This window comes from Campylobacter sp. W0066.1, assembly GCF_024723635.1.
GTDB classification, from domain to species: Bacteria; Campylobacterota; Campylobacteria; order Campylobacterales; family Campylobacteraceae; genus Campylobacter_D; species Campylobacter_D lari_C.
On sequence record NZ_JANQCW010000002.1, the window covers coordinates 82,308 to 105,295 of the forward strand.

Genomic DNA, 22,988 nt, shown 5'->3' on the forward strand with positions numbered 1-22,988 from the left:
GTAGAGATAATGAATTTTTTAGATATTTTTTCTAGTATAAGACGCAAACAAGCCACTCCAAGTGAAGCTCCAAATCACTGGGTAAAATGTAATTCTTGTCATGCGTTAATGTATTATAAAGAAATAGAAACTTGTTATAATGTTTGCCCTAAATGTAATTTTCATATGAGATTAAATCCTTTAAAACGCATCGAGTTACTTAGCGATGAAGGTACATTTGTAGAAATGGATAAAGACTTACACGCAATCGATCCGCTTAAATTTGTAGATAGTAAATCATATAAAAAAAGATTAGCAGAAAACGAAGAAAAAACAGGAAGAAAAAGCGCCATAATAAGTGGCGAATGTAATATAGATGGGATAAAAACTCAACTTGTTGTTTTTGATTTTTCTTTCATGGGTGGAAGTTTAGGCTCAGTAGAAGGTGAAAAAATTCTTAGAGCGATTGAAAGAGCGATTGAGAAAAAAACTCCTGTTGTTATAGTGAGCGCAAGTGGCGGAGCTAGGATGCAAGAAAGCACTTATTCTTTAATGCAAATGAGCAAAACAAGTGCAGCATTAAAACTGCTAGCAGAAGAAAAACTTCCTTATATTTCAGTATTAACCGATCCAACTATGGGTGGAGTGAGTGCATCTTTTGCTTGGCTTGGAGATATCATCTTAGCTGAACCTGGTGCCCTAGTAGGCTTTGCAGGAGCTAGGGTAATCAAACAAACCATAGGAGCTGATTTACCAGAAGGCTTTCAAAAGGCTGAATTTTTACTCGAGCATGGATTGATTGATGCGATTGTAGAAAGAAGTGATCATAAAAAATTTATAGCAGACTTTTTAAGATTTTTTTCTAAAAACTAAAAAATGCAAATCAATCTTTTAAGCATTCAAAAAAACAATAACGATGAATTTAGCAAGATAGATGAGCATTATATCAAGCTCATCAAAAAATTTTGCAGTTTTAATGATATATGTATTTTTAATAATAAAATCAATCAGGCACAAAACACTAATACCATAGAAGCAAAAAAATCTTATACAAATGCACTAAGTCCTTATAAAAAAGGTTTTTGTATAGCCTTAGATGAAAAAGGTAAAGAGCTTACAAGTGTAGAATTTGCAAGATTATTACAAGATAAAAATGAAATTTCTTTTTTTATAGGCGGTGCTTATGGATTTGAACAAGAATTTATTACACAAATGCATGCAAGTATAGCTCTTAGTAAAATGACTTTAGTGCATAAATTTGCCAAAACTATGCTTTTAGAGCAAATTTATCGTGCATTTTGTATTAATACAAACCACCCATATCACAAATAGGAGCGTTTATGCAAGAATTAAATCTTGAAGAATTTAAAAACATATTACTTCAAAGACAAAAAGAAATTTTACAAGAACTTCAGGGTAATATAAACAATATCCATAATCTACAAGATAGCGAACCTAGAGATGAGGTTGATTTGCAACAAATTGACAATAGCTCTCATATTGACTTTAAAATCAACGAAAATTTAAAAGCCGAGCTAGAAGAAATTAAACATTCATTAAGTAAAATAGATAACAATACTTATGGTATTTGTGAGTATTGTGAAGATGATATTCATCCTGAAAGACTTAAGGTAAAACCTCACGCAAAATACTGTATCAATTGCCGTGAAACCCTAGAAAAAAGGAAAGAGCTATGAAGATAAGATTATTTTTCTTTGCAAGTTTAGTTTATCTTTTAATTGTTGCAGCCTTAGTTTATAATCTAAACTTAGGAAATTACACTTTCATAATTTCTACTTTTGAATTAAATTTGCCTATTAGCTTATGGGTTGTTTTACCTGCTTTATTTTTAATGATATTAGCATTAGCACATATGAGTTTTTATGGTTTTTTAAAACATTTACAATATAAAAATCTAATTAAAGATAGTAAAAATTATGAAAATTTTATTATTGATATTTTTTTAAAAAAAGTAAGTAAGGTTAAATTTAAAACTCAAGAATTTCAAAATATAGCCAAAAACACTCAAGCTCTTTGTTTTAAAGAAAAAATTCAAAATCCTAAAATAGATGAAATTATCGATATTTTTGAAAACTTAGATAAAAAAGAATTTGTGGAATTAAAAAAATACAAATTAGATTCAAATAATGAAATTTTTATTTTAAATGAAAAAAATCACTTTCAAAATGATAGCAATTATGCTTTTTCTTTTATCAAAAACAAAGATACCTTAGCAGGTGAGCTAGAAATTTTTGCTTATAAAATGGTGTTAGAAAATGCGCCTTATAGTCAGATTAAAACGCTAAAAACTCAAAAAAACCAAGATGATATTTTATTACTTTTGAATAGATTTGAAAAAGAAAACTTAGAATTAAATCATGCTGAAATCGAAGTTTTACTTAGTATGAATACCTTAGATGATAAGTCATATTTGCAATGCGCTAAAATACTTTGTAAAAAAATAGAACCTCAAGTATTAATTGCTTTATTTAAAAAGTTAAAAGATAATCATTCTCAAGCTTTAAGAGCTTATCTTTATACTTTGGCAGAATTTGGTATGTATGATGAATTGCTTAATGAATTAGGAAATGATCAAAATGAGCATAAAGACTTTAGACTCTTGCTCTTTTTAAGAGAACATAATAAAAAAATAGAACTTGAAAAATTAATACAATGATAGATTTTAGTAAAAAGCCTTTATTTTTAGCCCCTATGGCAGGTTTTTCAGACTTGCCTTTAAGAAATTTAGTTAAACAATTTGGGGCTGATGTAACTATTAGTGAAATGATAAGTTCTAATGCTTTAGTGTATGAGAGCTCAAAAACTCTTAAAATGCTAGAAAAAGCTGAACTTGAAAATCCTTATATAGTTCAAATTGCAGGCTCAGATGAGAGCGTGATTCAAAAAGCGGTAGAAATACTAAATCGTTTTGATTTTATAGATGGAATTGATTTTAATTGCGGTTGTCCTGTAAATAAAGTTATAAAACAATGTGCAGGTAGTGCTCTTTTGCAAGATCTTGATAAATTACAAAGAATTTTAGAACTTATCAAAAAAACAAGTAATAAAAAATTAACTAGTGTCAAAGTAAGATTAGGATTTGATAAAAAAGATCCTATTGCTATTGCTAAAGCGTGTGAAAATGCTGGAGTAGATTTTATCAGTATGCATGGTCGCACTAGAAAACAAATGTATAGTGGAAATGCTGATTATGAAGCCATAGCTTTAGCCAAAGAAAATATCAAAATTCCTTTAGTAGCAAATGGTGATATTAGCGCAGAAAATGCTAAAGAAGTATTTAAAATTACAAATTGTGATGCTTTGATGATAGGGCGTGCAAGCATAGGAAAACCTTGGATATTTTATGAGATAAAAACTGGCAAAAAAATCGAAAAAGCTATGAAAAATAAAATCATTTTCGCACATTTTGAAGAAATGCTAAAACACTATAAAGAACAAGGCATAAGCATATTTAGAAAACACTTGCATGAATATTCTAAAGGTTATGAAGATGCATCTAATTTTAGAGATTGTGTTAATCGTATTAATGATGCAGATATTATGCGAAAATATATTCAAGAATTTTTCAATAAGGAATGATTTTTGCTTGTAAATTTATAAGCAATATGAATGAAGAGATACCATAAAACAAGGAAGGTTCATGGCAGCTCATATCAATTCAAAAGGGATTTACAAAGCATTAGGTGGCATTAGAACAAGTGCAAACAATTTAGCAGCACATGCTTCAAAGCTTAACAATCAAAGTTTAAATTTCGAGCAAGTTTTACAACAAACACAACCAAAATGTATAAGCACTTGCCTACAAAGTTCTCAAAAACAACTTGGAAATTTGCTTGAAGATATTAAAAATAGCAAGGAAGCTATTATAAAAAATACACATATTGATAGTGCAAATATCATCGCAAAATTAAGACAAGAGGCTATTATGATGTATGATATTACTCTTAAAAACCCTCTTTAATGATTTTATATAAATTATCAATATATTCATCGCTAAAATGCGATGAATTAAAATTTTCATAAAACTTTGCAAGATCTTCAGCTTTAAACTCATAACCAAAAGCACATTTTTTGTGTGCAGGTAAAAAAGCTCTTACCAATACAACGTTTTTTTGTATATACTCATCGCAATAAAAACATACAAAGCTTTTATGTAAACGTCCTTCAAAATTTAAAATTTTTAAATAAGCATCTACTATAACACGCTTGCAATCTTGTTTTTCGAAACGTTTAGCACAATCTTCTAAAAGCTCAAAATAAAAACTATCAATTTCCTCAACATCTTTTAAATGCTGATAAAAAAGCCTAATAAACTCTTGCCAAAAAAACATTCTCTCTCTATCTAAAATCCAAGAAAAACCAATATGCAAAACATCTTTTAAACGTGGTAAAAACCTCGAACTTTCCTCAAGCTCAAAATCAATCTTATATCCACTTAAAATATTAGAATGTCTCATTCCATAAAATCTATAACTTTTAATAACTTTTTTAGCACTTAAAAGATAAACGATTAAATCCTCATCTTTTACACTCTGAATATGTAAGATAAAACCTTGCATTTTATAAAAGTTCTACGCCATAAGCTTGCAAAATTTCATAAGCACTATTTTCTAAAGACTTACTAAAACTCGCTGTTGCATTTTTATGCAATATAATTTTTGAGTTGATACTAGCGCTTTGAGCTAAAATAATATTACTAAATACACAAATATGTGAAACCAAACCACAAAATTCTATACTTTCATAATAATTTTGTTTTAAAAAATTAGCCAATTCTAAGCTACCAAAAGCATTCTTATAAAATATTTTTTTTGCATTTTTTAAATACATATCAAAATCACTTGGCATTTGCCAACCCAAAGTATCTTTAATGCAATGATAAATAGGTATTTTTTTTCCTTCTTGAGTTTTTAAATAATTCTCATCATGCGTATCAAAAGTAAAAACAATATCACCTTGATGATTTTTTAAAAGAGCAAGAATATTTTCTTTTATCTTGGTAGCTTTTTCAAAACCTAAGCTACCATCGATAAAATCATTTTGATAATCAACAACAACTAAAAGTTTAGTCATTATCCTTAACCATGAAAAAACTATCCGTGTGGATATTTTCAAATGCAGTTTTTAAGCTTGTAAATAATTTTGGATTTTCTTTTTCTAAATTTGCTAAAAGCTGTTTAGCTTCTTCTCTAGCGTGAGGAAATTTTACATTTTTTTCACTTAATTTCATACCAGGACAAAATTCATTGCCAATAACTTCTAATTCATTATTAATAGCATTTTCTCTTAGTTGTCTTTCTCTTACAAAAATCAAAGGTCGAATAACCTCTACACCTCTTTTACTTTTATATTTTGGAGCTAAACTTCTAAGAGCACCATTATAAATAAAATTCATAAAAAAACTTTCCACTGCATCATCTAAATGATGAGCTATAGCTAATTTATTAAAACCATTTTCCAAAGCATAAGTATATAAAGCACCACGCCTCATTCTTGAAAAATAGCTACAAAAGCTTGAATTTTTTCTAATCGTATCACCTGAAATTTCATAAATATTAGAATCAATCACTTCATGGTCAATACTATGTTCTTTGCAGTGATTATGAAGTTTGGTATAATCTTCACCCATACCATAGCTTAAAGTTACTGCTTTAAGTTCAAATTTAAAAGGCGCGTGTGCTTGCATACGCTTTAAAAGATGAGCTAGAGCTAGAGAGTCTTTCCCACCACTAAGTCCCAATAAAACCTTATCATTATCCCCTATTAGGGAAAATTTAGCGTTTGCTTTAGCTACTTCTCTGATGAGTCTTTTGCTAAGATTTATCATAATTTCTCACAAATTTTTAAGACAAAATTAGCCGAAATTTTAGCAGATTTTTCTACAAACTCATCAAAGTCAAATTCAGCCTTTTCGCCTGCTTTATCGCTCATTGATCTTAAAATCAAACATGGAATTTTTAAAGCATCGCACACCAAAGCTACACTGGCTCCTTCCATTTCACAAGCATCTGCATTGAAAATCTCTCTAATTTTTGCTTTTTTATTCTCATCGCAAATAAACTCATCTCCTGTAGCGATAATACCTGATTGTAATTTAACACCAAGCTCTTTAGCAACTTCTATGGCAAGATTATTTAGCTTATCATCTGTTTTTATAAAAATTTCATTACCTGGAACATAGCCAAGTGGATGCCCAAAAGCTGTGATATCTAAATCATATTGAGCTAATTTTGTAGCATAGATTAAATCCCCTATTTCTAAACTAGGATTAAAAGCACCTGCTACACCTGTAAAGAGCAAAAGCTCGGCTTTAAATTTTTCTATCATAATAGTCGCACTAAGAGTGGAATTGACTTTCCCTATCTTAGAATAAGCGATTATTAATTCATGATTTTTATATTTTGCAAGATAATAAGTATTATTTGCATATTCTATTGTTTGATACTCTTTTAATGTTTCTAGTAAAGGAGTGACCTCTTCAGGCATAGCTCCCAAAATAGCTATTTTCATTTAATTACCTTTAAAATTTCATCAATATCTTCTATTTTACTTAAGGCATAAGTTTCTTTTTGAGTGATTTTTTTATTTAAGCCCTTTAACACGCTCGCACCAAATTCTATATAAAATTCTACTTCTTCATCTATTGCCTTAATGCTTTGTTTATAAAGAACAGGCTTGATGAGTTGCTCACTTAAAAGCGTTAGAGCTTGATTTTTATCATTATACACTTTTGCATTAACATTTGACACTACGCCTTTAAAACTCTCTTTTAAAATAGGTTCTAATTCTTTTGTAAGTTTCAAAGATGCATTTTTTAATAATGGACAATGGCTTGCAACGCTCATATTTAAAAGCATAGCTCTTTTAGCTCCTGCATTTTTAAACTCACTCTCATAAGAAGCCAAATCAGGCTTTAAACCTGCTACTACAATTTGTCCATCACAATTATAATTAGCAGCAAAAATACTTTTTTTCTCACTTAATGCCTTTTGACAGAGTTCTTCTACCACTTTATCTTCAAGTCCTAAAACCACCATCATGCCAGCTTCGATTTTAGAACAATCTTCTTGCATGAATTGACCGCGTTTATTAACAAGCGCTATAACATCTAAAAAGTCAAATGCATCTTGAGTTGCTAAAGCACTAAATTCTCCTAATGAATGACCCAAGCTATACTTAGCTTCTATATTAACTTGCTCTTTTAAAGCTTCATAGGCCATTAGCGAGTTTAATACTATGGCCATTTGTGTAAATTCGCTTTTGTTTAAATTTTCATTTTCTTTAAAAAGCAAATTTTTAAAATCAATTTTACAAAAATCACTAGCATTATCTAACAATTCTTTTGCTTTTTTAGAATTATCATAAAAACTCAAACCCATGCCAACACTCTGAGAGCCTTGACCTGGGAAAATAAATACACTATTCATTAATGACCACCGCAGCAACCACCGCCACCATGCCCATGGCCTCCACAACATCCGCCACCGCCATGTCCGTGATGATCATGATGATGTCCTCCACCACCACATCCACAACTTCTACTACCTGCAATAATTCCTGTTAAAATTTCATCTTCACTTGCAGCTCTAACATCTACGATATTGATTGAAAACAACAAGTCTTTTCCTGCATAAGCATGATTGTAATCAATAGTAACTTCATTTTCAGTAATTTCTCTAACAATTACTCTTACTGTATTGCCATCTTCACCTTCGCCAAAAAGCTCCATACCAACTTGTAAATCAATCCCCGCAAACTGCTCTTTTGGTAAAGTTTGCAAAGCATTTGCATCATATTCACCCAAAGCATTTTCTTTTTTTATCACAATATCAGCATTACATGGGGCATTAAGCTTTTGAATTTCTTCTTCTAATCCTTCTAAAATTTGACCTTTACCCAAAATAAAAGAAATAGGTTCAGCATAAATATTTGATTCTAAAACTTCATTAGTATTTGCATCTTTTAACTCATAAAACATTGAAACTACACTATTTTTTTCTATAGCCATTTTTCTCTCCTTTATTATTTTCTATCTGGTGAAACTTTTGCTTCAGGACTATCAGGATAAGCTGTCTTTAAAGCTTTATAAAATTTATTAGCACTTTTTGGATCTCCAACCTTATCTAAGCTAATAGCTGTATGATAAAGCAATTTTGGCACATAATCGCCCTTAGTGCTTATAGCGGAGCTTTTCTTATAAAATCCCAAAGCACCTGCGTAATCTTGCTGTTTATATCTTATCTCTCCAAGCCAAAAAGTAGATCTAGCAGGTTTATAGTGAATACTTATTAGATGTTCAAATTTTTCTTTTGCATCTTCAAATTGATTTTTATTAGTTTCATCAATTGCTTTTTTCAAAATTTCACTAGATTGTGATTTTTTCCAACTATCATCTTTTACTTCAATCACTTCTTCTTGAGTTTCATTTTCATCTTGAATGATTTCTTCGGTTTTATTATCATCACTTACAATAGGAACGACAGGGGTTGCTTTTGTCTGATTTTGCACTCTAGCTATTTCAGATTGAAAGAAAGTTATAGTTTTATTCATATCTTCTTTTGAGATATAATCATCGTTAATTTTATTAATCAAAGTTGTAATTTCGCTTAAAACTTTTTGAATCTCTTGATGATTTTTTTCTTGAATTTGTCTATTCTCTTCAACATAAGCTCTTAAATTTTGAATTTCTTGAGTAATATTTGCATCAAAATTTTGATAGTTTTCTTCCAATGAAAGCAATTTTGTATTAGCTTTTGAATACTGAGCATTTAAGCCTTCAGTTACACTTTGCAAGCCTTCTATGTTTTCTATGGCTGTATTTATTTTACTTGTTAAATTTGTATAATATTCATTTAAAGCTTTTAAGCGTTCTTGATTTTCATATTGTAATTTTTCATTTTGAGTTAAACCATAAGGTGTTTTTGTATCTACTTTTCCTGCATCAAATGCTGAAATTTCAGCGTGTAAAAAAGTAGCTCCTAAAAGAGCTACTGATAATAATTTTAATTTCATTTATTAAAACTTATTTTGATAATTTAAATTCAGCACGGCGATTTTGAGCATCGCAAGCTTTTGTTCTTTCAGTACATACAGGATTAGTTTCTCCATAGCTTTTTACGCTAATTCTATCTGCGCTAACACCTTGAGCTACTAAAGATTCTTTTACTGCTTTAGCTCTTTTTAAACCTAAAGCTTGATTATACTCATCAGTTCCCCACTCATCGCAGTTTCCTTCAACCACGATTGCAGCATTAGCAGCTTCTTTGTTGAAAATTTCAGCATTGTTTGCAATAACTTTTTGCATATCTTTTCTAACATTAAATTTATCAAAGTCAAAATATACATTTGCTACAGAATTTAAAGATTCAAGATTTTCAAATCTATCAGAACCACCGCTACCTTTTGAGCCATCTACACTACTTGAGCTACTTACACTAGTATTTTTTGTAGCACAACCACTTACAATAACAGCAAATGCAGTAATTGAAGCAAAAATGATTTTTTTCATTGATTTCCCCTTTTGTTTATTTAAAAATCATAATTTAATTATAACAAAAAAAATGCTATTTTGATATTTTACCAATCAATTGATTGAATTTTACCCACTTTTAAGCCATAATGAAAAGCTTTATTTGCATTAATTCGAATAACACCTAAAGCACTTTGAGAGCCTAAGTACTTAATAAACACAACACTTTCTCCATCACTAGAAAATCTTGGAAAAAGATTTTTGCCATTTGCAGTAAGCTGTCTTATATAATCACTTTGAGTAGACATTAAATAAAGATTAAAAACTCCGCTTTGATTTACTTCTCTACTAGAATAAACCATATAGTGTTTATAAGTAGAAACCGAAGAATTGTTTTTACCATGAAAAACAACTTGTTCTGTTAAATTTGAATCTAAATTTTGCATAAAAATATTTGGGTAACCCAAACGATCAGATACAAATACAATTTTTTTATCATCATCAACAAAATTGCCATTTACATCAATACCCATGTAGTTTGTAATTTGTGTCAGATTTTTTGAATCTACATCATACAAATACACATCAGGTTGGTCTTTTGGAGCCATGGTAAGTAAAATTTTTTTACCATCATCACTCACATCAGAAGCAACCATCATACCTTTGCTAGCGATAATTTTTGTTATGTTTTTATTTTTCATGTTATATTTATAAAGAGTTGGAATCTCATCTTCATAAGCAGTAAAATAAAATGCATTTTGCTCTTTATTTGCCCATTTAGGAAACAAATTTAAACCTTTTGAAATCAATACTTTTTGATAAGTTAAAGTATAATCTGCTAATAAAATATCACTTTGCTTATTACCTTGGGTTCTAGCTATTAAAATTTTATGATCCATCCAATCAACCGGTGCAAAACCTAATTTTCTATTCATTTGAGCGACACTTCTATGTGACAAAAATGGATACTCTTCAATAGATAGAATTTGTTCATAAAATCTTGTTTTAGTTTCATTTGCAGCTAAAATTTCAACATCGATATCTAAAAGTTTGCCATTTTTATTTAATATATAAGAAAAAATATAATCACCTTGTTTTTCATCTTGAGTTATCTCAAAATTTGAACTTACTTTTATATCATTAACAAGCATATTGTAAAAACTTTTTTTAAGATCTAAATCATTCAATTTAGACTGATCTTTAATATAAATTTTTGGCAATTGCATACCTTTATTAACAACAGATATTGTCGCATCTTGTCCAAATAATACTGAACAAAAAAATAAAAATACTAGTATTTTTTTCATTGTTTCTCCGTTTTAAACTCAATTATATCACTAAGTTGCATTTTGATTTTTCTTATTTTACCATTTGGAGGTAAAGTTATGTATTTTCCTTCTAAATTTTGTAAAAATTCTTTTGCTTTTTTATCAAAATTATCACTATGTGCGCTAGTAGCACTTAGTGAATAAAAATAGCCGTTATTATCAATTACAAATTCTACCTCTATACTTAAATTACCGCTAGGATTGTAAATTCTCCATCTATCTTCAAGGTATTTTCTCACAGCGCCTAAAAATTGATCATAAACCCCTACTTTTTGCTCTATAACAGATTGTCCTAATTCTTGATTAATTTGCAAATTTTCATTAAGTTGCTTAGAAAAATCATTAATTTTTTCTCTTTGGGCAAAAGTAGGTTTCTTTGAAGGCATAGAAGATTGCACTTTAGTCGTTTTTTCTTCTTGATAGTCCTCTATTTTACCAAACAACTCATTAAAAACACTTGCTTGCTGTTCTATATTTTGCGTATTGACACTTTTGTTAGTGGTATATTTTTGTAAAAGATTTTCTTCAAATAAGCTTTGCAAATTTTCTTTTTGCAATTCTTGTATCATATTTACTTGATTTTGATTTATACTATCTCCAAATTCTATATTAATAAAACTATTAAGATCGTCAGTATATTCAATAGCTTTTGGTTTATATTCAATTAATTTAAAAAAAACTAAGAAAACAACAAAAAAATAAACTAAAATTGCATAAATAAAGGATTTAAAATTGTGTATAGAATTTTCTTCCATTTTCTACTCAGTTTGCAAAGCAACTTTTTGGAAACCTAAATGTTTCATTGTTCTTAAAACACTCATTACATCATCATATTTTAGATTCTTATCTGCTCTTATGAAAACTGTCTCTTGAGTATTATATTGAACTTTTAAAGCATTCATATTGTCTGCAAAACTTACAAAATTAAATTTATCTTTTCCTATAAAAATTTCTTTCTTTGCGTTAATTGTTACAATTAAACTTTTAATATTTGGCGCACTTGAAGTTTTTTGTGAACCTTGAGGAAGTTGCACTTTTTCCTCATATGTAATACTTGGTGCAGTTACCATCAAAATAGCAAGCAACACAAGCATAATATCAACTAAAGGTGTAATATTTAATTCGGGTTTTTCTTCTAAAAACATAAATTAAGCCTTTATAGAACTTATCAGCACCTTAATTTCGCTATCTAAGATATTAATCAACTCATAAGCCTTGCGTTTGATAATCAAATGAAAGCTATATGCAGGGATTGCCACTAAAATCCCACAACCTGTAGCCACCAAAGCTTCACTAATTTTAGGAGCAATAATGCTTAAAGAATTTTGCATTTCTAAACCACCAAAGGTTTCAAGTATAGAAATCACTGTACCAAAAAGCCCTATAAAAGGAGAGGTTGAAGCTATGATACTAAGCCACGTTAATCCTATTGTGGCTTTTTTTTCTACAGAATTTTTATAAATATTCATTTTGGTTTCATCAATTTCCACACATTTTTTTAAAATTGACGCACTTTGACTTAAATCTTTTTCCCCTCTCATTAAAGCTTCTAAAGCTTGGCTTTCATTTTGAGTCCATTTATTAATAAGCATTAATCTTGAAAATAAAATACTAAAACTAAGTATAAAATACACTGAAAGCCAAGCTAATACAATATAAGTGATTAAGCTTGTATTTTCAAAAAAATGAAAAATTGCTTGAAAATCCACTATTTTTGCCTTACATTATTATCCATCTTAGCAAAAGTAGAAGCCAAAGCAACGCTATCACTACTCATAGATTTAATCAAATCTTTTGCTTCTTCTAATCTTTTTGCTATTTCACTATCGCTATTTCCACCAACCCATACAGCACCTTTTGCTAAAACACTTACTTTAGTTTCAGACACCTTTGCATGACCTGAATCAATAGCAACTAATTCATGAGTTGAATCTGATTTTTCTATATCTATAATTCCTGCCTTTAAAGAAGAGATTAAAGATGCATGTCCTTTTAAAACACCAAATTCACCTTCACTTCCAGGAAGAACAATAGATTTTACATTATCATTGTAAATCATACCAAGAGGTGTTACCACCTCTATATGTATTAAATTATCCATTATTAAGCCTTAAGTTTTTCTGCTTTTTCAATAACTTCATCAATTCCACCTACCATATAGAAAGCATTTTCTGGTAAATGGTCGTATTTTCCTTCTAAAATACCTTTAAAGCCTGCTATCGTATCTTCTAAACTAATGTATTTACCAGGACTTCCTGTAAATACTTCTGCAACGAAGAATGGCTGAGATAGGAATTTTTCAATTTTTCTCGCTCTTTCAACGATCAATTTATCTTCTTCACTTAATTCATCCATACCTAAAATAGCAATAATATCTTGTAAATCTTTATATTTTTGAAGCACTGATTGTACGCCACGCGCTACTTTATAATGCTCTTCACCTATAATTTGCGGATCAAGCATTCTTGAAGTAGAATCAAGTGGATCAACAGCTGGATAAATACCTTTTTCAGCAATCGATCTATTTAAAACCGTAGTTGCATCTAAGTGCGCAAAAACAGTTGCAGGAGCAGGGTCTGTTAAGTCATCTGCTGGTACATAAACTGCTTGAACTGAAGTAATAGAGCCTTTTTTGGTTGATGTAATTCTTTCTTGAAATTTACCCATTTCACTAGCTAGAGTTGGTTGATAACCAACAGCTGAAGGAATTCTTCCTAAAAGTGCTGACATTTCTGAACCTGATTGAGAAAATCTAAAGATATTATCAATAAACATCAATACATCAAGTCCCATTTCATCTCTAAAATACTCAGCCATAGTAAGACCTGTTAAAGCAATACGATTTCTTGCCCCTGGTGGTTCATTCATTTGACCATAGCACAGTGCAACTTTATCTAATACGTTACTTTCCTTCATTTCATTATAAAGGTCATTACCCTCACGTGTTCTTTCACCAACACCTGCAAAAACTGAATATCCACTATGTTTAAATGCAACATTGTGAATTAATTCCATAATAATAACGGTTTTACCAACACCGGCACCACCAAAAAGACCAACTTTACCACCTTTAGCATAAGGAGCTAGCAAATCAACCACCTTAATACCTGTTTCAAAAATTTCGCTTTTTGTGCTTTGCTCTTCAAATGGAGGAGGATCTCTGTGAATTGACCAATGTTTATCAAAATTAATCTCTTCGCCCTCATCAATTAAATCACCCGTTACATTAAAAATTCTTCCAAGAACTTTTTCGCCCACTGGAACACTGATTGGGTTACCAGTTGCCTCTACGGTTAAACCTCTAACAAGACCATCGGTCATATCCATAGCAATAGTTCTTACTTTATTATCACCTAAATGTGCAGCTACTTCAAGAACTAGCTTACATTCTTTTCCTTCTAATTCATAATTAACAATAATAGCTTCATTAATTTGTGGAAGATATTCTTTAAATTCAACATCAACCACTGGTCCTAAAACTTGAGAAATAAAACCTTGCATCATCACTCCTAAATTTATTTCATTGACTCAACACCGCTGATAATCTCTATCAATTCGGTGGTAATAGATTCTTGTCTTGCTTTATTATAAGCTAAGTTAAGCTGTTTAACTCTTGCTTTTGCATTATTGGTTGCATTATCCATAGCCTGCATTCTTGCACTATGTTCAGCCGCCAAAGAATCAACCAAAGAAAAATACATATTATATTCAAAATAAGTTTTTAATAAATCATTTAAGATTTCTTCATCTTCTGGCTCTAAGTCCATTAAAGACTGTGATTCTTGTTCTTCTTTACTTGCAATAGCTTGCACTGGCAATAATTCATTAATACGAATTTCTTGAGAAATCATATTTTTATAGCCATTATGTACAATTACAACCTTATCGGTTACTTCATTTATAAAATCATCTACTGCACTTTGTATAATAGCACATGCTTTTTCATAGTCAGGACTAGAGCTTGTATCTAAATATTTTTCTAAAATTTCAATATTTTGAAAATTAAAATACTCTATACCTGTTTTACCAATAGCTCTTAATCTTACTTTGATTTTTTTTGCTTTACAATCTTCAAGCATTTCACTTACTGCTTTAATGGTTTTAATGTTAAAACCACCGCATAAACCTTTATCAGCGGTAATGAAAATAATATCCATTTTCTCAATATTGTCTTTTTTTCTAAAAAACGGAAGTTTATCATCAAGTCCTTCATATTGATTAATCTTGAATGCAATTTCAGATAAAACTTCATCAATTTTTTGAGCAAAAACTTTTGATTTTTTAGCTGCCTCTTCTGCCTTTCTTAATTTGGCAGTAGAGACAAGCTTCATAGCATTAGTTGTCTTTTGTGTATTATGAACACTTTTTATTTTTCTTTTAATTTCTTTTAAATTAGACATTTAAAAACCTTATATATGGTTTGCTTTAAACTCACTCAATGCTTTAGCTAATTTTTCTTCTAAATCTTTATCTAAAGCTTTCTTAGTTCTAATTTGCTCAAAAATTTCTGGATATTTAGCTTCAATAAATGGATATAAAGCTGCTTCAAATTCTCCAATTTTCGAAACTGCTATATCATCTAAATATCCTTTAGTTCCTGCATAAATCATCACTACTTGATTTTCAGCTGAAAGCGGAGAATATGGTGGTTGTTTTAGAACTTCAACCATTCTTTGCCCACGCTCAAGCTGTTTTCTACTTGCTTCATCCAAATCACTTGCAAATTGTGCAAAAGCTTGCAACTCTCTATATTGAGCTAAATCAAGTCTTAATGTACCTGAAACTTGTTTTGTTGCTTTAATTTGCGCAGCACCACCAACACGAGATACAGATAGACCAACATTAATCGCAGGACGAATACCTGAGTTAAATAAATCTGTTTCCAAGAAAATTTGCCCATCAGTAATTGAAATAACATTAGTTGGAATATAAGCTGAAACATCGCCCGCTTGAGTTTCAATAATAGGAAGTGCAGTCAAACTTCCTGCGCCAAGCTCATCGCTTAACTTACTTGCTCTTTCAAGCAATCTTGAATGTAAATAAAATACATCCCCTGGATAAGCTTCACGACCTGGAGGACGACGTAGGATCAAAGACATCTCACGATACGCAACAGCATGTTTACTTAAATCATCGTAAACAATCAACGCATGTCTTGAATTATCTCTAAAATACTCACCCATAGTTACACCTGTATATGGAGCAAGGTATTGCAATGCAGCAGGATCAGAAGCACCTGCATTTACTACTATACTATAATCCATTGCACCGTATTCTTCAAGTTTTTTAACTACTTGAGCTACTGTACTTTGTTTTTGACCAATTGCAACATAAATACAAATAACATCTTTACCTTTTTGACTAATGATAGTATCGATTGCAACAGTTGTTTTACCTGTTTGTCTATCACCGATAATTAACTCTCTTTGTCCTCTACCAATTGGAACTAAAGCATCAATTGCTTTAATACCTGTGTGTAGTGGCTCATGAACGCTTTTTCTAGCCATAATACCTTTTGCTTTTTCTTCCACAAAGCGATATTCACTTGCCTCAATCACGCCTTTAGCATCAATTGGCTCACCCAAAGCATTTACAACACGTCCTATCAATGCATCGCCCACCGGAACTTTTAGAAGTTTTTTTAGTCTTTTTACAGAACTTCCTTCTTTAAGACCAAGACCTTTTCCTAAGATAACAATACCAACGCTTGATTCTTCAAGGTTAAGCACCATTCCTTTTTCACCATTTTCAAATTCAACCATCTCTCCGGCCATGGCATTCTTAAGACCATAAACCTTAGCAACACCATCAGCAACTGAAATAATTTTACCTGTTTCTTCTATTTCAAGATTAAAGTCAAATTTTTCAATTCTTTCTTTTATAATAGAACTAATTTCATCTGCTTTAAATTTCATCAAATCTCCTTAAATTGCTTTTAATATATATTCATTCATTTTAGCTTTTAAGCTTTGCATTGAAAATGAAATTTCATAACCAAGACCATCTAAGCTAATCTTCACACTGTCATTATCACTTATTTTACTATCTAATCTAATTTTTGCATTAAACTTAGTACTAAGTTTTTCTTCTAAATTTTTAATTTCTTCTGCACTTAATTGTTCTTTTGAATAAACTTGCCCTAAGAATGTATTTTCTTTTAATGCTTTTTGCTCACTCAATTCTTTAGTGATTTCTGGGATCAACATCTCCCTTTTATTATCTACGATTAAATTTATAAAATTTTTAAAAGCATCACTTGGACTATCTAATAAAGAAAGTATAAATTCTAGTTTTTTTCCTTGTTTTATCTCATAAGAATTTAAAACATCTATAAATTTATTAGATGCAAAAGCTGAACTTAACTCTAATAAATTAGAATAAAAATCTTCAAAATCATTTCTTTCTAATATCGCCTTTGCATAGGTTTTTGCAATCACACTTTCCATCAAGACACCTTTTTCATCATGATATTTAGAATTTCTTTTTGCTGAAGTTGTAAATTTTGATCTTCAAAAATCTCTTCTAAAACCGCTTGCACAACTTCTTTTTCCATTCTTCTTATTTCGTATTCTTTATGTTCTTCATAAGTTTTTTCTAAAGCCTTAATTTCCATTTTTGTTTCAGCTTCTATTTTATCTGTGATAATTTCCGCCTCTTTTTTTGCAAGAGCTACTGCATTGATTGCTTCTTGTTTAGCTAAGTCTAGTTTTTTCATCATTTCTAATTTATGATTTTTGCTCGCAATAAGCTTTTCTTGAATTTCATTCATTCTAGAAGCAATTTTTGCAATTCTACCATTGTAAAAATTTTTCAAAGGGGTTGCAATAAAATAGTACAAAATAGCGGCAAATAAAACAAAATTAACCGCTCTTGGAATGATATCGTATTCACCACTTCCATTACCTGCTGCAAAAGCATAAAAAGGAAGTACCGACAATAATGTAATTTTTTTTAACATTTATCTTCCTTAAATTTTACTCAAGCTATCTTTAAAGCTTTGTTTAAATTCTGGCATTTTTAAACGCATTTCTTCTTTTAACTCTTTTTCTTTTTCTCTTAGGCTTTTAAGAAAAACAAGCATTTGATCTTCTAATTCTCTTTTTCTTGTTGATAATTCTTTTTCTTGTTTTAATTTAGCTTCTTCTATTGCTTTTGACTTAATTTGATTAATTTCATCTCTTGTTTGAATATGAATTTTTTCTAATTCACTTTCTACATTTGAAACATCATCAGAATTTTTTTTCATTTTTTCTTCATCATTTTTTATAGTTAAATCCCTAGAATCCATAAATTTAATCAAAGGTTTATAGAGCATAGAATTTAAAATAGCTATCATAAGCAAAAAAATGACACCAGTGGCTATCATGATGGAAAAGTGTACATCATTAAACATTAATACTCCTAAATAAATCTAAATAAAACGCGAAATTATAGCAAAACATACCTAAAAACATATTTAATTTAATGTCTTTAGAAATTCCCTAACCTCATCTTCATTTTCAAAATTTATAGTAATTTTTAAATCTTTTGCATTTACTTTTAAGCCTAAAGATTCGATTTTTTCTTTTAAATTTATTATAGATTGATATTGTTTATTTGAAATTGTGTTTTTTTCTAATTGATTTGTATTTTTAAAATTTTTAATTAATTTTTCAGTATCTCTTACATTAAGTTTTTGTCCTATGATAGTATCAACTATCATTTTTTCTTCTTCTTTTTCAAGCCCCACTAAAACCTTTGCATGACCTTGCGAAATTTTACCCTCTATAATGAAATTTTGAGTTTGTTCATTTAAATTTAAAAGTCTTAAAGTATTAGCAATTTGAGGTCTTGATTTATGGATAAGATCGGCTAATTTTTCTTGAGTAATATCATGAATTTCTAGTAATTCTTTATAAGAATGTGCTAATTCTATAGGGTTTAAATTTTCTCTTTGAATATTTTCTATTAAGGCAAGCTCACGTAATTTTATATCATCTACATTTAAAACTACAGCTTTAATCTGTTCTTTTTCTAAAAGCTTACATGCTCTAAATCTTCTCTCACCTGCTATTAAAATATAATCAAATTCATCTTTTTTAAAGACCACAACAGGTTGAATCAAACCATATTCTTTAATAGAACCTGCAAGTTCTTCTAAGGCTTGGGTGTCAAAATTTTTTCTTGGCTGATAAGGGTTTGGACTAATTAAATCTATATCAATTTCTTCTATTCTGCCTTCATTAGAGCCTAATTCTTTTTCATAAACCTCATCAATATCAGCCAAAATACTACTTAAACCTCTTCCTAATGCACTTTTTTTTGCCATTTTTTATCCTAATATAGAATGTGCTAAATTTTGATATGCCACCGAACCTGGGGATTTTATATCATAAAGTATAATAGGCTTTCCATAGCTTGGACTTTCAGCAAGTTTTACATTTCTTGGTATGATGATAAAATCATCTTCATTATCACCTGTTCTAAATAATTTTTGTTTGAAATTTTGCTTTAAATCCTCCACAGTATCTTTTGAAAGATTATTTTGTGAGCTATACATGGTTGGTAAAAAACCTTTTATTTTTAATTTTGGATTGATAGTTTTTTTCACAAATTTAATAGTGTTTAAAACCATCGCAACACCCTCAAGTGCATAAAACTCACATTGTATAGGGATAATAACACTATCACTTGCTGCAAAAGCATTCACTGTAATGCTTCCAAGCGCAGGTGGTGAGTCAATGATAATAAAATCATAATCTTTGGCAATTTCTTTGATTTTTTCTCTTAAAATCGTTCTATATTCTCCACTTTCTTTTACTACTTCTTGCTCAATTCCAACCAAAGAAATATTTGATGGAGCTAAGTATAATTGTGGAAGCTCAGTTTTTAAAATAATCTCGGAAAGTTTTTTCCTACCTATAAAAACATGATAAATATTATATTCATAATTACTTCTATTAAAACCAAGTCCTGTTGTAGCATTAGCTTGTGGATCAATATCTATCAAAAGAACCTTTTTTTCAGCTACTGCCAAAGAAGCCGCTAGATTAATAGCGGTAGTAGTTTTACCCACTCCGCCTTTTTGATTTGCAATAGTTATTATCTCACTCATCTTAAACTATATATCCTTTTATTATCTAACAATATAGAACCATCTTTATACAACAAAGCATCTTTTAAAGATAAAATCTTACCTTCATTATGTATAAAAAAATTTCTTGATTTTTCAAATTCTAGCATATACTTGCTAAAAATATTCTTCCATAAAATTTTCTCATCTACATAAGAAAAATACTCATTTAAAAGTTTTGCTATATCTACTTCTATGTCTAAAATTTCAGCATTAAATGGAGCATATTTAAGATTAATCCCCATTCCTACAACCAAAAAATCATTGATTTTAGAACTCATCAATCCGCCTATTTTTTTATCTCCTATGTAAAAATCATTAGGCCATTTAATCCATACTTTTGAATTTTGTCTTTGCAATACTTCCTTCATTAAAAATGCAAAGTATATACTAGCAGAAGCCAAAGGAAGATCTTGCACTAATTCTTGAGTTTTTATACAAAAAGATACATGTAAATTTCCTTGCTTACTTTGCCAAGTATTATCTCTACTACCTATACCAGCACTTTGGATAAAAGCACAAATGGCTGTATTGCTAGTAATTTCTCCACAGCGAATTTTATCACTTAAATAAACTTGAGTTGATTCAAGTTCATCAAAATAAACTATCTCCAAGTTTTAACCTTTTTCCATTTAAATAAGTCTTAGCATCTAAAACTTTTTTTCCACTTTCTTGTAAAGTTTTAATCCTCAAAACACCTTTTTTACATGAAAGCAAAAAGCTTTCCTTCTCTATTTGTAAAATCACACCTGGTTTTTGAGTTTTTTCACTATCAATTAGCTCTATGTCTAAAAATTTCATACCATTTTCTAAAAAAATTCCAGGCCAAGGTGTAAAAGCTAGAAATTTTTGATAAATTTCACTTGCATTATCTAAAGCAATCAAGCCATCTTCTTTTTTGATTTTTTTACAATGTATAACTAAATTTTCATCTTGCTTTTTTGGGATAATTTTTTCAAAATTCAAAAGCGTAGAAATAGTAAGCTTAGCTGCTAAATTTGAAAGCATAATAAAAACTTCAGCTGAATTTTTACCTGCGATGTCACATTCTATACTTTCTAAAATTGCACCACTATCAAGCCCTTCTTCCATAAGCATAGTGCAAACCCCGCTTATTTTATCCCCATTTAAAATAGCGCTTTGTATAGGCGAAGCGCCACGATATTTAGGAAGCAATGAAGCATGTAAATTGACACAAGGAGCAATATCTAAAATTTCTTTTGGTAAAATTTTCCCATAAGCAGCAACAACTATAAAATCAGGTTTTAGGCTTTTTATTTCATTGATTATATTTTCATCTTTTAAGCTTTTTGGAGTGAAAATTTCTATATTTAAATTATTTTCTAAAGCAAATTTTTTAGTATCACTTGGAGTTAAAATTTGTTTTCTTCCCATAGGTTTATCAGGCTGGGTAAATAAAGCTTGGATATTAAACCCTTTATCAACAAGCTCTTTTAAAATACATGTTGCATAAGAGGGAGTTCCCATAAAAATGATATTTTTCATAATGCCACTATCCTTTTTTGATAAGTTTTTATAGCTTTTTGATATGAAAGCTCAAGATAATCTTTAAAAATTTCAAAATTTTTTCTTGAAGGATTGTTAATACAAATATATCCCATATAAGCATAAATTGGATGAGGCATGATAAGATCAAGCATAGAAAAATCATAATTTAAACTAACAATCTCACCCTTTAAAGCTTTTTTAGGTTTTTGACCAAAAAGATTTTGGTAATCTTGATCACAAAGAGAGCAACTTAGACGAAACACACCTTCTCTATTTAAATTCGAAGCTTTATCATTTATACCATCATTTTCTTTAATAGTGCAAAAATAAACTCCGTTTTTTAAAACCTTATCGGGATTATAAAAAAAGCTATGCTCTTTATAGGTAAATTTATACACCAAGCCTTTAAAATTAGATTTGATATATTCTTGGATAAAATCTATAGTTAAATTTTCACTCATCAAAGATTATTTTGACTTCTAATTTTTTTAACTTCTTCTAAAAGCATAAATTTAAGCTCTTTAAGTCCAGTTTTTTCAAGGCTTGATACTTTAACAAAAAAGCTTTGTGGATTATTTTGACTTTGTAAATAAGCTTTTAATTCATTATAATCATCTTCTATTTTTTGTGCAAATTCCTCACCTAAATTTACACTGTCACTTTTTGAAAGCATTAAGCCAAAATTTCTTGCATAAAGTTTGCTTGAAAATTTTTCTAATTCTTTTCTTAAAATGCAAAATTGCTCTTTTAAACTCATATCTCTTAATGGATCAAGTACAAAAAGCAAAAAAGAAGTTCTTTCTATATGTCTTAAAAACTCAAACCCCAAACCCCTACCATCACTTGCACCTTCTATAATACCTGGGATATCTGCCATTACAAAAGAATTATAATCATCTACTTCAACCATACCAAGTTTTGGAGTTAAAGTAGTAAATTCATAATTAGCTATTTCAGGTCTTGCATTAGACACTACGCTTATAAGAGTGGATTTTCCTACATTTGGAAAGCCTACAAGCCCAACATCTGCTATGAGTTTTAACTCCAAACGCACACTTAAGGTTTTTCCTGCTACGCCTGGTTGAGCATAATCTGGGCGCTGATTAGTAGAGTTTTTAAAGTGAGTATTACCAAGACCGCCTTTACCACCTTTTAAAAAGAGTTCTTTTTGGCCTTCTACTAACATATCAAGTAAAACTTCTCCACTTTGTGCGTCAATTACTTGAGTGCCTTGAGGGACAATTAACTCTAAACTCTCCCCTCTTTTGCCATTTTTGTTACGACCCAAACCCGGTTGGCCATTTTGTGCTTTAAGCTCTTTTTTACCTTTAAAGTGTGCTAAGGTATGGGTGTTATTATCACATATAAAATACACATCACCACCATTTCCGCCATCACCACCATCAGGTCCACCAAGTGGAACATGTTTTTCACGGCGAAAACTTACAGCACCTTTACCACCATTACCCGAACTTAAAACTAATTTTACATTATCTATAAACATACAATCACCAAAGTATAAATTTTTAAAATGATATTATATTTTTTTTAATATATTAAGATTAAAAAG

Annotated in this window: 31 protein-coding genes; 6 read left to right on the forward strand and 25 right to left on the reverse strand. The window is 29.8% G+C overall.

All coding sequences use genetic code 11. The annotated features are described in order from the left end of the window. Nucleotides 1-9 precede the first annotated feature (9 nt). The 6 genes from accD (at nt 10) to CAMP18497_RS01160 (ending at nt 3,961) form a co-directional block, all read left to right on the forward strand. Nucleotides 10-852 carry an acetyl-CoA carboxylase, carboxyltransferase subunit beta gene (accD, locus tag CAMP18497_RS01135; RefSeq protein ID WP_263674855.1) on the forward strand — a complete coding sequence of 281 codons (843 nt, stop codon included), beginning with the start codon at nt 10-12 and terminating at the stop codon, nt 850-852. A gap of 3 nt (nt 853-855) precedes the next feature. Then, on the forward strand, nt 856-1,311 hold the full coding sequence (locus CAMP18497_RS01140; protein WP_263724360.1) for a 23S rRNA (pseudouridine(1915)-N(3))-methyltransferase RlmH: 456 nt from the start codon (nt 856-858) through the stop codon (nt 1,309-1,311). Between the two features lie 8 nt (nt 1,312-1,319). Continuing rightward, nucleotides 1,320-1,676, forward strand: coding sequence for an RNA polymerase-binding protein DksA (dksA, locus tag CAMP18497_RS01145; RefSeq protein WP_087699412.1), 357 nt, complete (start codon nt 1,320-1,322; stop codon nt 1,674-1,676). Then, nucleotides 1,673-2,656, forward strand: a complete 984-nt coding sequence (locus CAMP18497_RS01150; RefSeq protein WP_337212180.1) for a hypothetical protein — start codon at nt 1,673-1,675, stop codon at nt 2,654-2,656. Before dksA ends, CAMP18497_RS01150 begins: the two co-directional genes overlap by 4 nt. Continuing rightward, nucleotides 2,653-3,579, forward strand: coding sequence for a tRNA dihydrouridine synthase (locus tag CAMP18497_RS01155; protein ID WP_337212181.1), 927 nt, complete (start codon nt 2,653-2,655; stop codon nt 3,577-3,579). The genes CAMP18497_RS01150 and CAMP18497_RS01155 overlap by 4 nt, the downstream gene beginning before the upstream one ends. A 61-nt stretch (nt 3,580-3,640) precedes the next feature. Then, nucleotides 3,641-3,961 (forward strand): hypothetical protein, encoded by a 321-nt coding sequence (locus CAMP18497_RS01160; protein ID WP_039617382.1) that lies wholly within the window; start codon nt 3,641-3,643, stop codon nt 3,959-3,961. Here the strand turns inward: CAMP18497_RS01160 and recO are convergent. From recO to obgE, 25 genes are all read right to left on the reverse strand, one after another. Then, nucleotides 3,945-4,559, reverse strand: a complete 615-nt coding sequence (gene recO / locus CAMP18497_RS01165) for a recombination protein RecO (protein WP_263724357.1) — start codon at nt 4,557-4,559, stop codon at nt 3,945-3,947. The genes CAMP18497_RS01160 and recO overlap by 17 nt on opposite strands. A 1-nt stretch (nt 4,560) precedes the next feature. After that, nucleotides 4,561-5,073 (reverse strand): cysteine hydrolase family protein, encoded by a 513-nt coding sequence (locus CAMP18497_RS01170; protein WP_337212182.1) that lies wholly within the window; start codon nt 5,071-5,073, stop codon nt 4,561-4,563. Continuing rightward, nucleotides 5,066-5,827 carry an ATP-binding protein gene (locus tag CAMP18497_RS01175; protein WP_337212183.1) on the reverse strand — a complete coding sequence of 254 codons (762 nt, stop codon included), beginning with the start codon at nt 5,825-5,827 and terminating at the stop codon, nt 5,066-5,068. Before CAMP18497_RS01175 ends, CAMP18497_RS01170 begins: the two co-directional genes overlap by 8 nt. Further along, the gene (locus tag CAMP18497_RS01180; RefSeq protein ID WP_039667933.1) at nt 5,824-6,510 is read right to left on the reverse strand and encodes a 5'-methylthioadenosine / S-adenosylhomocysteine nucleosidase / 6-amino-6-deoxyfutalosine hydrolase; all 687 of its coding nucleotides are present in this window, start codon (nt 6,508-6,510) and stop codon (nt 5,824-5,826) included. The genes CAMP18497_RS01175 and CAMP18497_RS01180 overlap by 4 nt, the downstream gene beginning before the upstream one ends. Continuing rightward, nucleotides 6,507-7,427 (reverse strand): ACP S-malonyltransferase, encoded by a 921-nt coding sequence (gene fabD / locus CAMP18497_RS01185; RefSeq protein WP_337212184.1) that lies wholly within the window; start codon nt 7,425-7,427, stop codon nt 6,507-6,509. The genes CAMP18497_RS01180 and fabD overlap by 4 nt, the downstream gene beginning before the upstream one ends. Continuing rightward, a complete protein-coding gene (locus CAMP18497_RS01190) occupies nt 7,427-8,008 on the reverse strand; it encodes an FKBP-type peptidyl-prolyl cis-trans isomerase (protein ID WP_214126061.1) in 582 nt (193 codons plus the stop codon). Before CAMP18497_RS01190 ends, fabD begins: the two co-directional genes overlap by 1 nt. Before the next feature lie 14 nt (nt 8,009-8,022). After that, nucleotides 8,023-9,012: a tetratricopeptide repeat protein gene (locus CAMP18497_RS01195; protein ID WP_337212186.1), complete on the reverse strand. Its 990-nt coding sequence runs from the start codon at nt 9,010-9,012 to the stop codon at nt 8,023-8,025. 10 nt (nt 9,013-9,022) lie between these two features. Next, nucleotides 9,023-9,508, reverse strand: a complete 486-nt coding sequence (gene pal / locus CAMP18497_RS01200; protein ID WP_214135612.1) for a peptidoglycan-associated lipoprotein Pal — start codon at nt 9,506-9,508, stop codon at nt 9,023-9,025. A 68-nt stretch (nt 9,509-9,576) separates the two neighbouring features. After that, nucleotides 9,577-10,776: a Tol-Pal system protein TolB gene (gene tolB, locus CAMP18497_RS01205; RefSeq protein WP_214135611.1), complete on the reverse strand. Its 1,200-nt coding sequence runs from the start codon at nt 10,774-10,776 to the stop codon at nt 9,577-9,579. After that, the gene (locus CAMP18497_RS01210) at nt 10,773-11,552 is read right to left on the reverse strand and encodes a TonB C-terminal domain-containing protein (RefSeq protein WP_337212187.1); all 780 of its coding nucleotides are present in this window, start codon (nt 11,550-11,552) and stop codon (nt 10,773-10,775) included. The genes tolB and CAMP18497_RS01210 overlap by 4 nt, the downstream gene beginning before the upstream one ends. Nucleotides 11,553-11,555: 3 nt before the next feature. Then, nucleotides 11,556-11,942: an ExbD/TolR family protein gene (locus tag CAMP18497_RS01215; protein ID WP_263674844.1), complete on the reverse strand. Its 387-nt coding sequence runs from the start codon at nt 11,940-11,942 to the stop codon at nt 11,556-11,558. Nucleotides 11,943-11,945: 3 nt separating this feature from the next. Further along, complete coding sequence (locus CAMP18497_RS01220) at nt 11,946-12,506, reverse strand: MotA/TolQ/ExbB proton channel family protein (protein WP_337212188.1); 561 nt, start codon at nt 12,504-12,506, stop codon at nt 11,946-11,948. Beyond that, a complete protein-coding gene (atpC, locus tag CAMP18497_RS01225) occupies nt 12,506-12,898 on the reverse strand; it encodes an ATP synthase F1 subunit epsilon (protein ID WP_039625212.1) in 393 nt (130 codons plus the stop codon). Before atpC ends, CAMP18497_RS01220 begins: the two co-directional genes overlap by 1 nt. Nucleotides 12,899-12,900: 2 nt before the next feature. Then, a complete protein-coding gene (atpD, locus tag CAMP18497_RS01230; RefSeq protein ID WP_263677861.1) occupies nt 12,901-14,298 on the reverse strand; it encodes a F0F1 ATP synthase subunit beta in 1,398 nt (465 codons plus the stop codon). A gap of 14 nt (nt 14,299-14,312) precedes the next feature. Then, entirely contained in the window at nt 14,313-15,197 is an 885-nt protein-coding gene (gene atpG, locus CAMP18497_RS01235; RefSeq protein ID WP_337212189.1) for an ATP synthase F1 subunit gamma, read from the reverse strand. A gap of 9 nt (nt 15,198-15,206) precedes the next feature. Continuing rightward, nucleotides 15,207-16,712, reverse strand: coding sequence for a F0F1 ATP synthase subunit alpha (atpA, locus tag CAMP18497_RS01240; RefSeq protein WP_039617356.1), 1,506 nt, complete (start codon nt 16,710-16,712; stop codon nt 15,207-15,209). 9 nt (nt 16,713-16,721) lie between these two features. After that, a complete protein-coding gene (locus CAMP18497_RS01245) occupies nt 16,722-17,243 on the reverse strand; it encodes a F0F1 ATP synthase subunit delta (RefSeq protein ID WP_337212190.1) in 522 nt (173 codons plus the stop codon). After that, nucleotides 17,243-17,755, reverse strand: a complete 513-nt coding sequence (locus tag CAMP18497_RS01250) for a F0F1 ATP synthase subunit B (protein WP_263677858.1) — start codon at nt 17,753-17,755, stop codon at nt 17,243-17,245. The genes CAMP18497_RS01245 and CAMP18497_RS01250 overlap by 1 nt, the downstream gene beginning before the upstream one ends. Before the next feature lie 9 nt (nt 17,756-17,764). Further along, a complete protein-coding gene (locus tag CAMP18497_RS01255; protein ID WP_263724347.1) occupies nt 17,765-18,190 on the reverse strand; it encodes a FoF1 ATP synthase subunit B' in 426 nt (141 codons plus the stop codon). A 63-nt stretch (nt 18,191-18,253) separates the two neighbouring features. Then, a complete protein-coding gene (locus CAMP18497_RS01260) occupies nt 18,254-19,105 on the reverse strand; it encodes a ParB/RepB/Spo0J family partition protein (protein ID WP_039627805.1) in 852 nt (283 codons plus the stop codon). Nucleotides 19,106-19,108: 3 nt separating this feature from the next. Then, nucleotides 19,109-19,891: a ParA family protein gene (locus CAMP18497_RS01265; protein ID WP_012660935.1), complete on the reverse strand. Its 783-nt coding sequence runs from the start codon at nt 19,889-19,891 to the stop codon at nt 19,109-19,111. Continuing rightward, nucleotides 19,888-20,523, reverse strand: a complete 636-nt coding sequence (locus CAMP18497_RS01270; RefSeq protein ID WP_337212191.1) for a biotin--[acetyl-CoA-carboxylase] ligase — start codon at nt 20,521-20,523, stop codon at nt 19,888-19,890. The genes CAMP18497_RS01265 and CAMP18497_RS01270 overlap by 4 nt, the downstream gene beginning before the upstream one ends. After that, a complete protein-coding gene (fmt, locus tag CAMP18497_RS01275; protein WP_337212192.1) occupies nt 20,504-21,415 on the reverse strand; it encodes a methionyl-tRNA formyltransferase in 912 nt (303 codons plus the stop codon). Before fmt ends, CAMP18497_RS01270 begins: the two co-directional genes overlap by 20 nt. Beyond that, entirely contained in the window at nt 21,412-21,879 is a 468-nt protein-coding gene (locus CAMP18497_RS01280; protein ID WP_257941899.1) for a DUF6194 family protein, read from the reverse strand. Before CAMP18497_RS01280 ends, fmt begins: the two co-directional genes overlap by 4 nt. Then, nucleotides 21,879-22,922 carry a GTPase ObgE gene (gene obgE / locus CAMP18497_RS01285; protein WP_337212193.1) on the reverse strand — a complete coding sequence of 348 codons (1,044 nt, stop codon included), beginning with the start codon at nt 22,920-22,922 and terminating at the stop codon, nt 21,879-21,881. Before obgE ends, CAMP18497_RS01280 begins: the two co-directional genes overlap by 1 nt. Nucleotides 22,923-22,988 lie beyond the last annotated feature (66 nt).

Bases quoted from the DNA above. Each gene is read 5' to 3' on its own strand.
- atpA (WP_039617356.1), bottom strand. From the start codon at position 16,712: ATGAAATTTAAAGCAGATGAAATTAGTTCTATTATAAAAGAAAGAATT.
- fabD (WP_337212184.1), bottom strand. From the start codon at position 7,427: ATGAATAGTGTATTTATTTTCCCAGGTCAAGGCTCTCAGAGTGTTGGC.
- atpG (WP_337212189.1), bottom strand. From the start codon at position 15,197: ATGTCTAATTTAAAAGAAATTAAAAGAAAAATAAAAAGTGTTCATAAT.
- CAMP18497_RS01260 (WP_039627805.1), bottom strand. From the start codon at position 19,105: ATGGCAAAAAAAAGTGCATTAGGAAGAGGTTTAAGTAGTATTTTGGCT.
- CAMP18497_RS01150 (WP_337212180.1), top strand. From the start codon at position 1,673: ATGAAGATAAGATTATTTTTCTTTGCAAGTTTAGTTTATCTTTTAATT.
- CAMP18497_RS01250 (WP_263677858.1), bottom strand. From the start codon at position 17,755: ATGTTAAAAAAAATTACATTATTGTCGGTACTTCCTTTTTATGCTTTT.
- CAMP18497_RS01210 (WP_337212187.1), bottom strand. From the start codon at position 11,552: ATGGAAGAAAATTCTATACACAATTTTAAATCCTTTATTTATGCAATT.
- recO (WP_263724357.1), bottom strand. From the start codon at position 4,559: ATGCAAGGTTTTATCTTACATATTCAGAGTGTAAAAGATGAGGATTTA.
- atpC (WP_039625212.1), bottom strand. From the start codon at position 12,898: ATGGATAATTTAATACATATAGAGGTGGTAACACCTCTTGGTATGATT.
- fmt (WP_337212192.1), bottom strand. From the start codon at position 21,415: ATGAAAAATATCATTTTTATGGGAACTCCCTCTTATGCAACATGTATT.
- CAMP18497_RS01195 (WP_337212186.1), bottom strand. From the start codon at position 9,012: ATGAAATTAAAATTATTATCAGTAGCTCTTTTAGGAGCTACTTTTTTA.
- atpD (WP_263677861.1), bottom strand. From the start codon at position 14,298: ATGCAAGGTTTTATTTCTCAAGTTTTAGGACCAGTGGTTGATGTTGAA.
- CAMP18497_RS01180 (WP_039667933.1), bottom strand. From the start codon at position 6,510: ATGAAAATAGCTATTTTGGGAGCTATGCCTGAAGAGGTCACTCCTTTA.
- obgE (WP_337212193.1), bottom strand. From the start codon at position 22,922: ATGTTTATAGATAATGTAAAATTAGTTTTAAGTTCGGGTAATGGTGGT.
- CAMP18497_RS01160 (WP_039617382.1), top strand. From the start codon at position 3,641: ATGGCAGCTCATATCAATTCAAAAGGGATTTACAAAGCATTAGGTGGC.
- CAMP18497_RS01170 (WP_337212182.1), bottom strand. From the start codon at position 5,073: ATGACTAAACTTTTAGTTGTTGTTGATTATCAAAATGATTTTATCGAT.
- tolB (WP_214135611.1), bottom strand. From the start codon at position 10,776: ATGAAAAAAATACTAGTATTTTTATTTTTTTGTTCAGTATTATTTGGA.
- accD (WP_263674855.1), top strand. From the start codon at position 10: ATGAATTTTTTAGATATTTTTTCTAGTATAAGACGCAAACAAGCCACT.
- dksA (WP_087699412.1), top strand. From the start codon at position 1,320: ATGCAAGAATTAAATCTTGAAGAATTTAAAAACATATTACTTCAAAGA.
- CAMP18497_RS01140 (WP_263724360.1), top strand. From the start codon at position 856: ATGCAAATCAATCTTTTAAGCATTCAAAAAAACAATAACGATGAATTT.
- CAMP18497_RS01215 (WP_263674844.1), bottom strand. From the start codon at position 11,942: ATGTTTTTAGAAGAAAAACCCGAATTAAATATTACACCTTTAGTTGAT.
- CAMP18497_RS01175 (WP_337212183.1), bottom strand. From the start codon at position 5,827: ATGATAAATCTTAGCAAAAGACTCATCAGAGAAGTAGCTAAAGCAAAC.
- pal (WP_214135612.1), bottom strand. From the start codon at position 9,508: ATGAAAAAAATCATTTTTGCTTCAATTACTGCATTTGCTGTTATTGTA.
- CAMP18497_RS01265 (WP_012660935.1), bottom strand. From the start codon at position 19,891: ATGAGTGAGATAATAACTATTGCAAATCAAAAAGGCGGAGTGGGTAAA.
- CAMP18497_RS01245 (WP_337212190.1), bottom strand. From the start codon at position 17,243: ATGGAAAGTGTGATTGCAAAAACCTATGCAAAGGCGATATTAGAAAGA.
- CAMP18497_RS01190 (WP_214126061.1), bottom strand. From the start codon at position 8,008: ATGGCTATAGAAAAAAATAGTGTAGTTTCAATGTTTTATGAGTTAAAA.
- CAMP18497_RS01155 (WP_337212181.1), top strand. From the start codon at position 2,653: ATGATAGATTTTAGTAAAAAGCCTTTATTTTTAGCCCCTATGGCAGGT.
- CAMP18497_RS01280 (WP_257941899.1), bottom strand. From the start codon at position 21,879: ATGAGTGAAAATTTAACTATAGATTTTATCCAAGAATATATCAAATCT.
- CAMP18497_RS01255 (WP_263724347.1), bottom strand. From the start codon at position 18,190: ATGTTTAATGATGTACACTTTTCCATCATGATAGCCACTGGTGTCATT.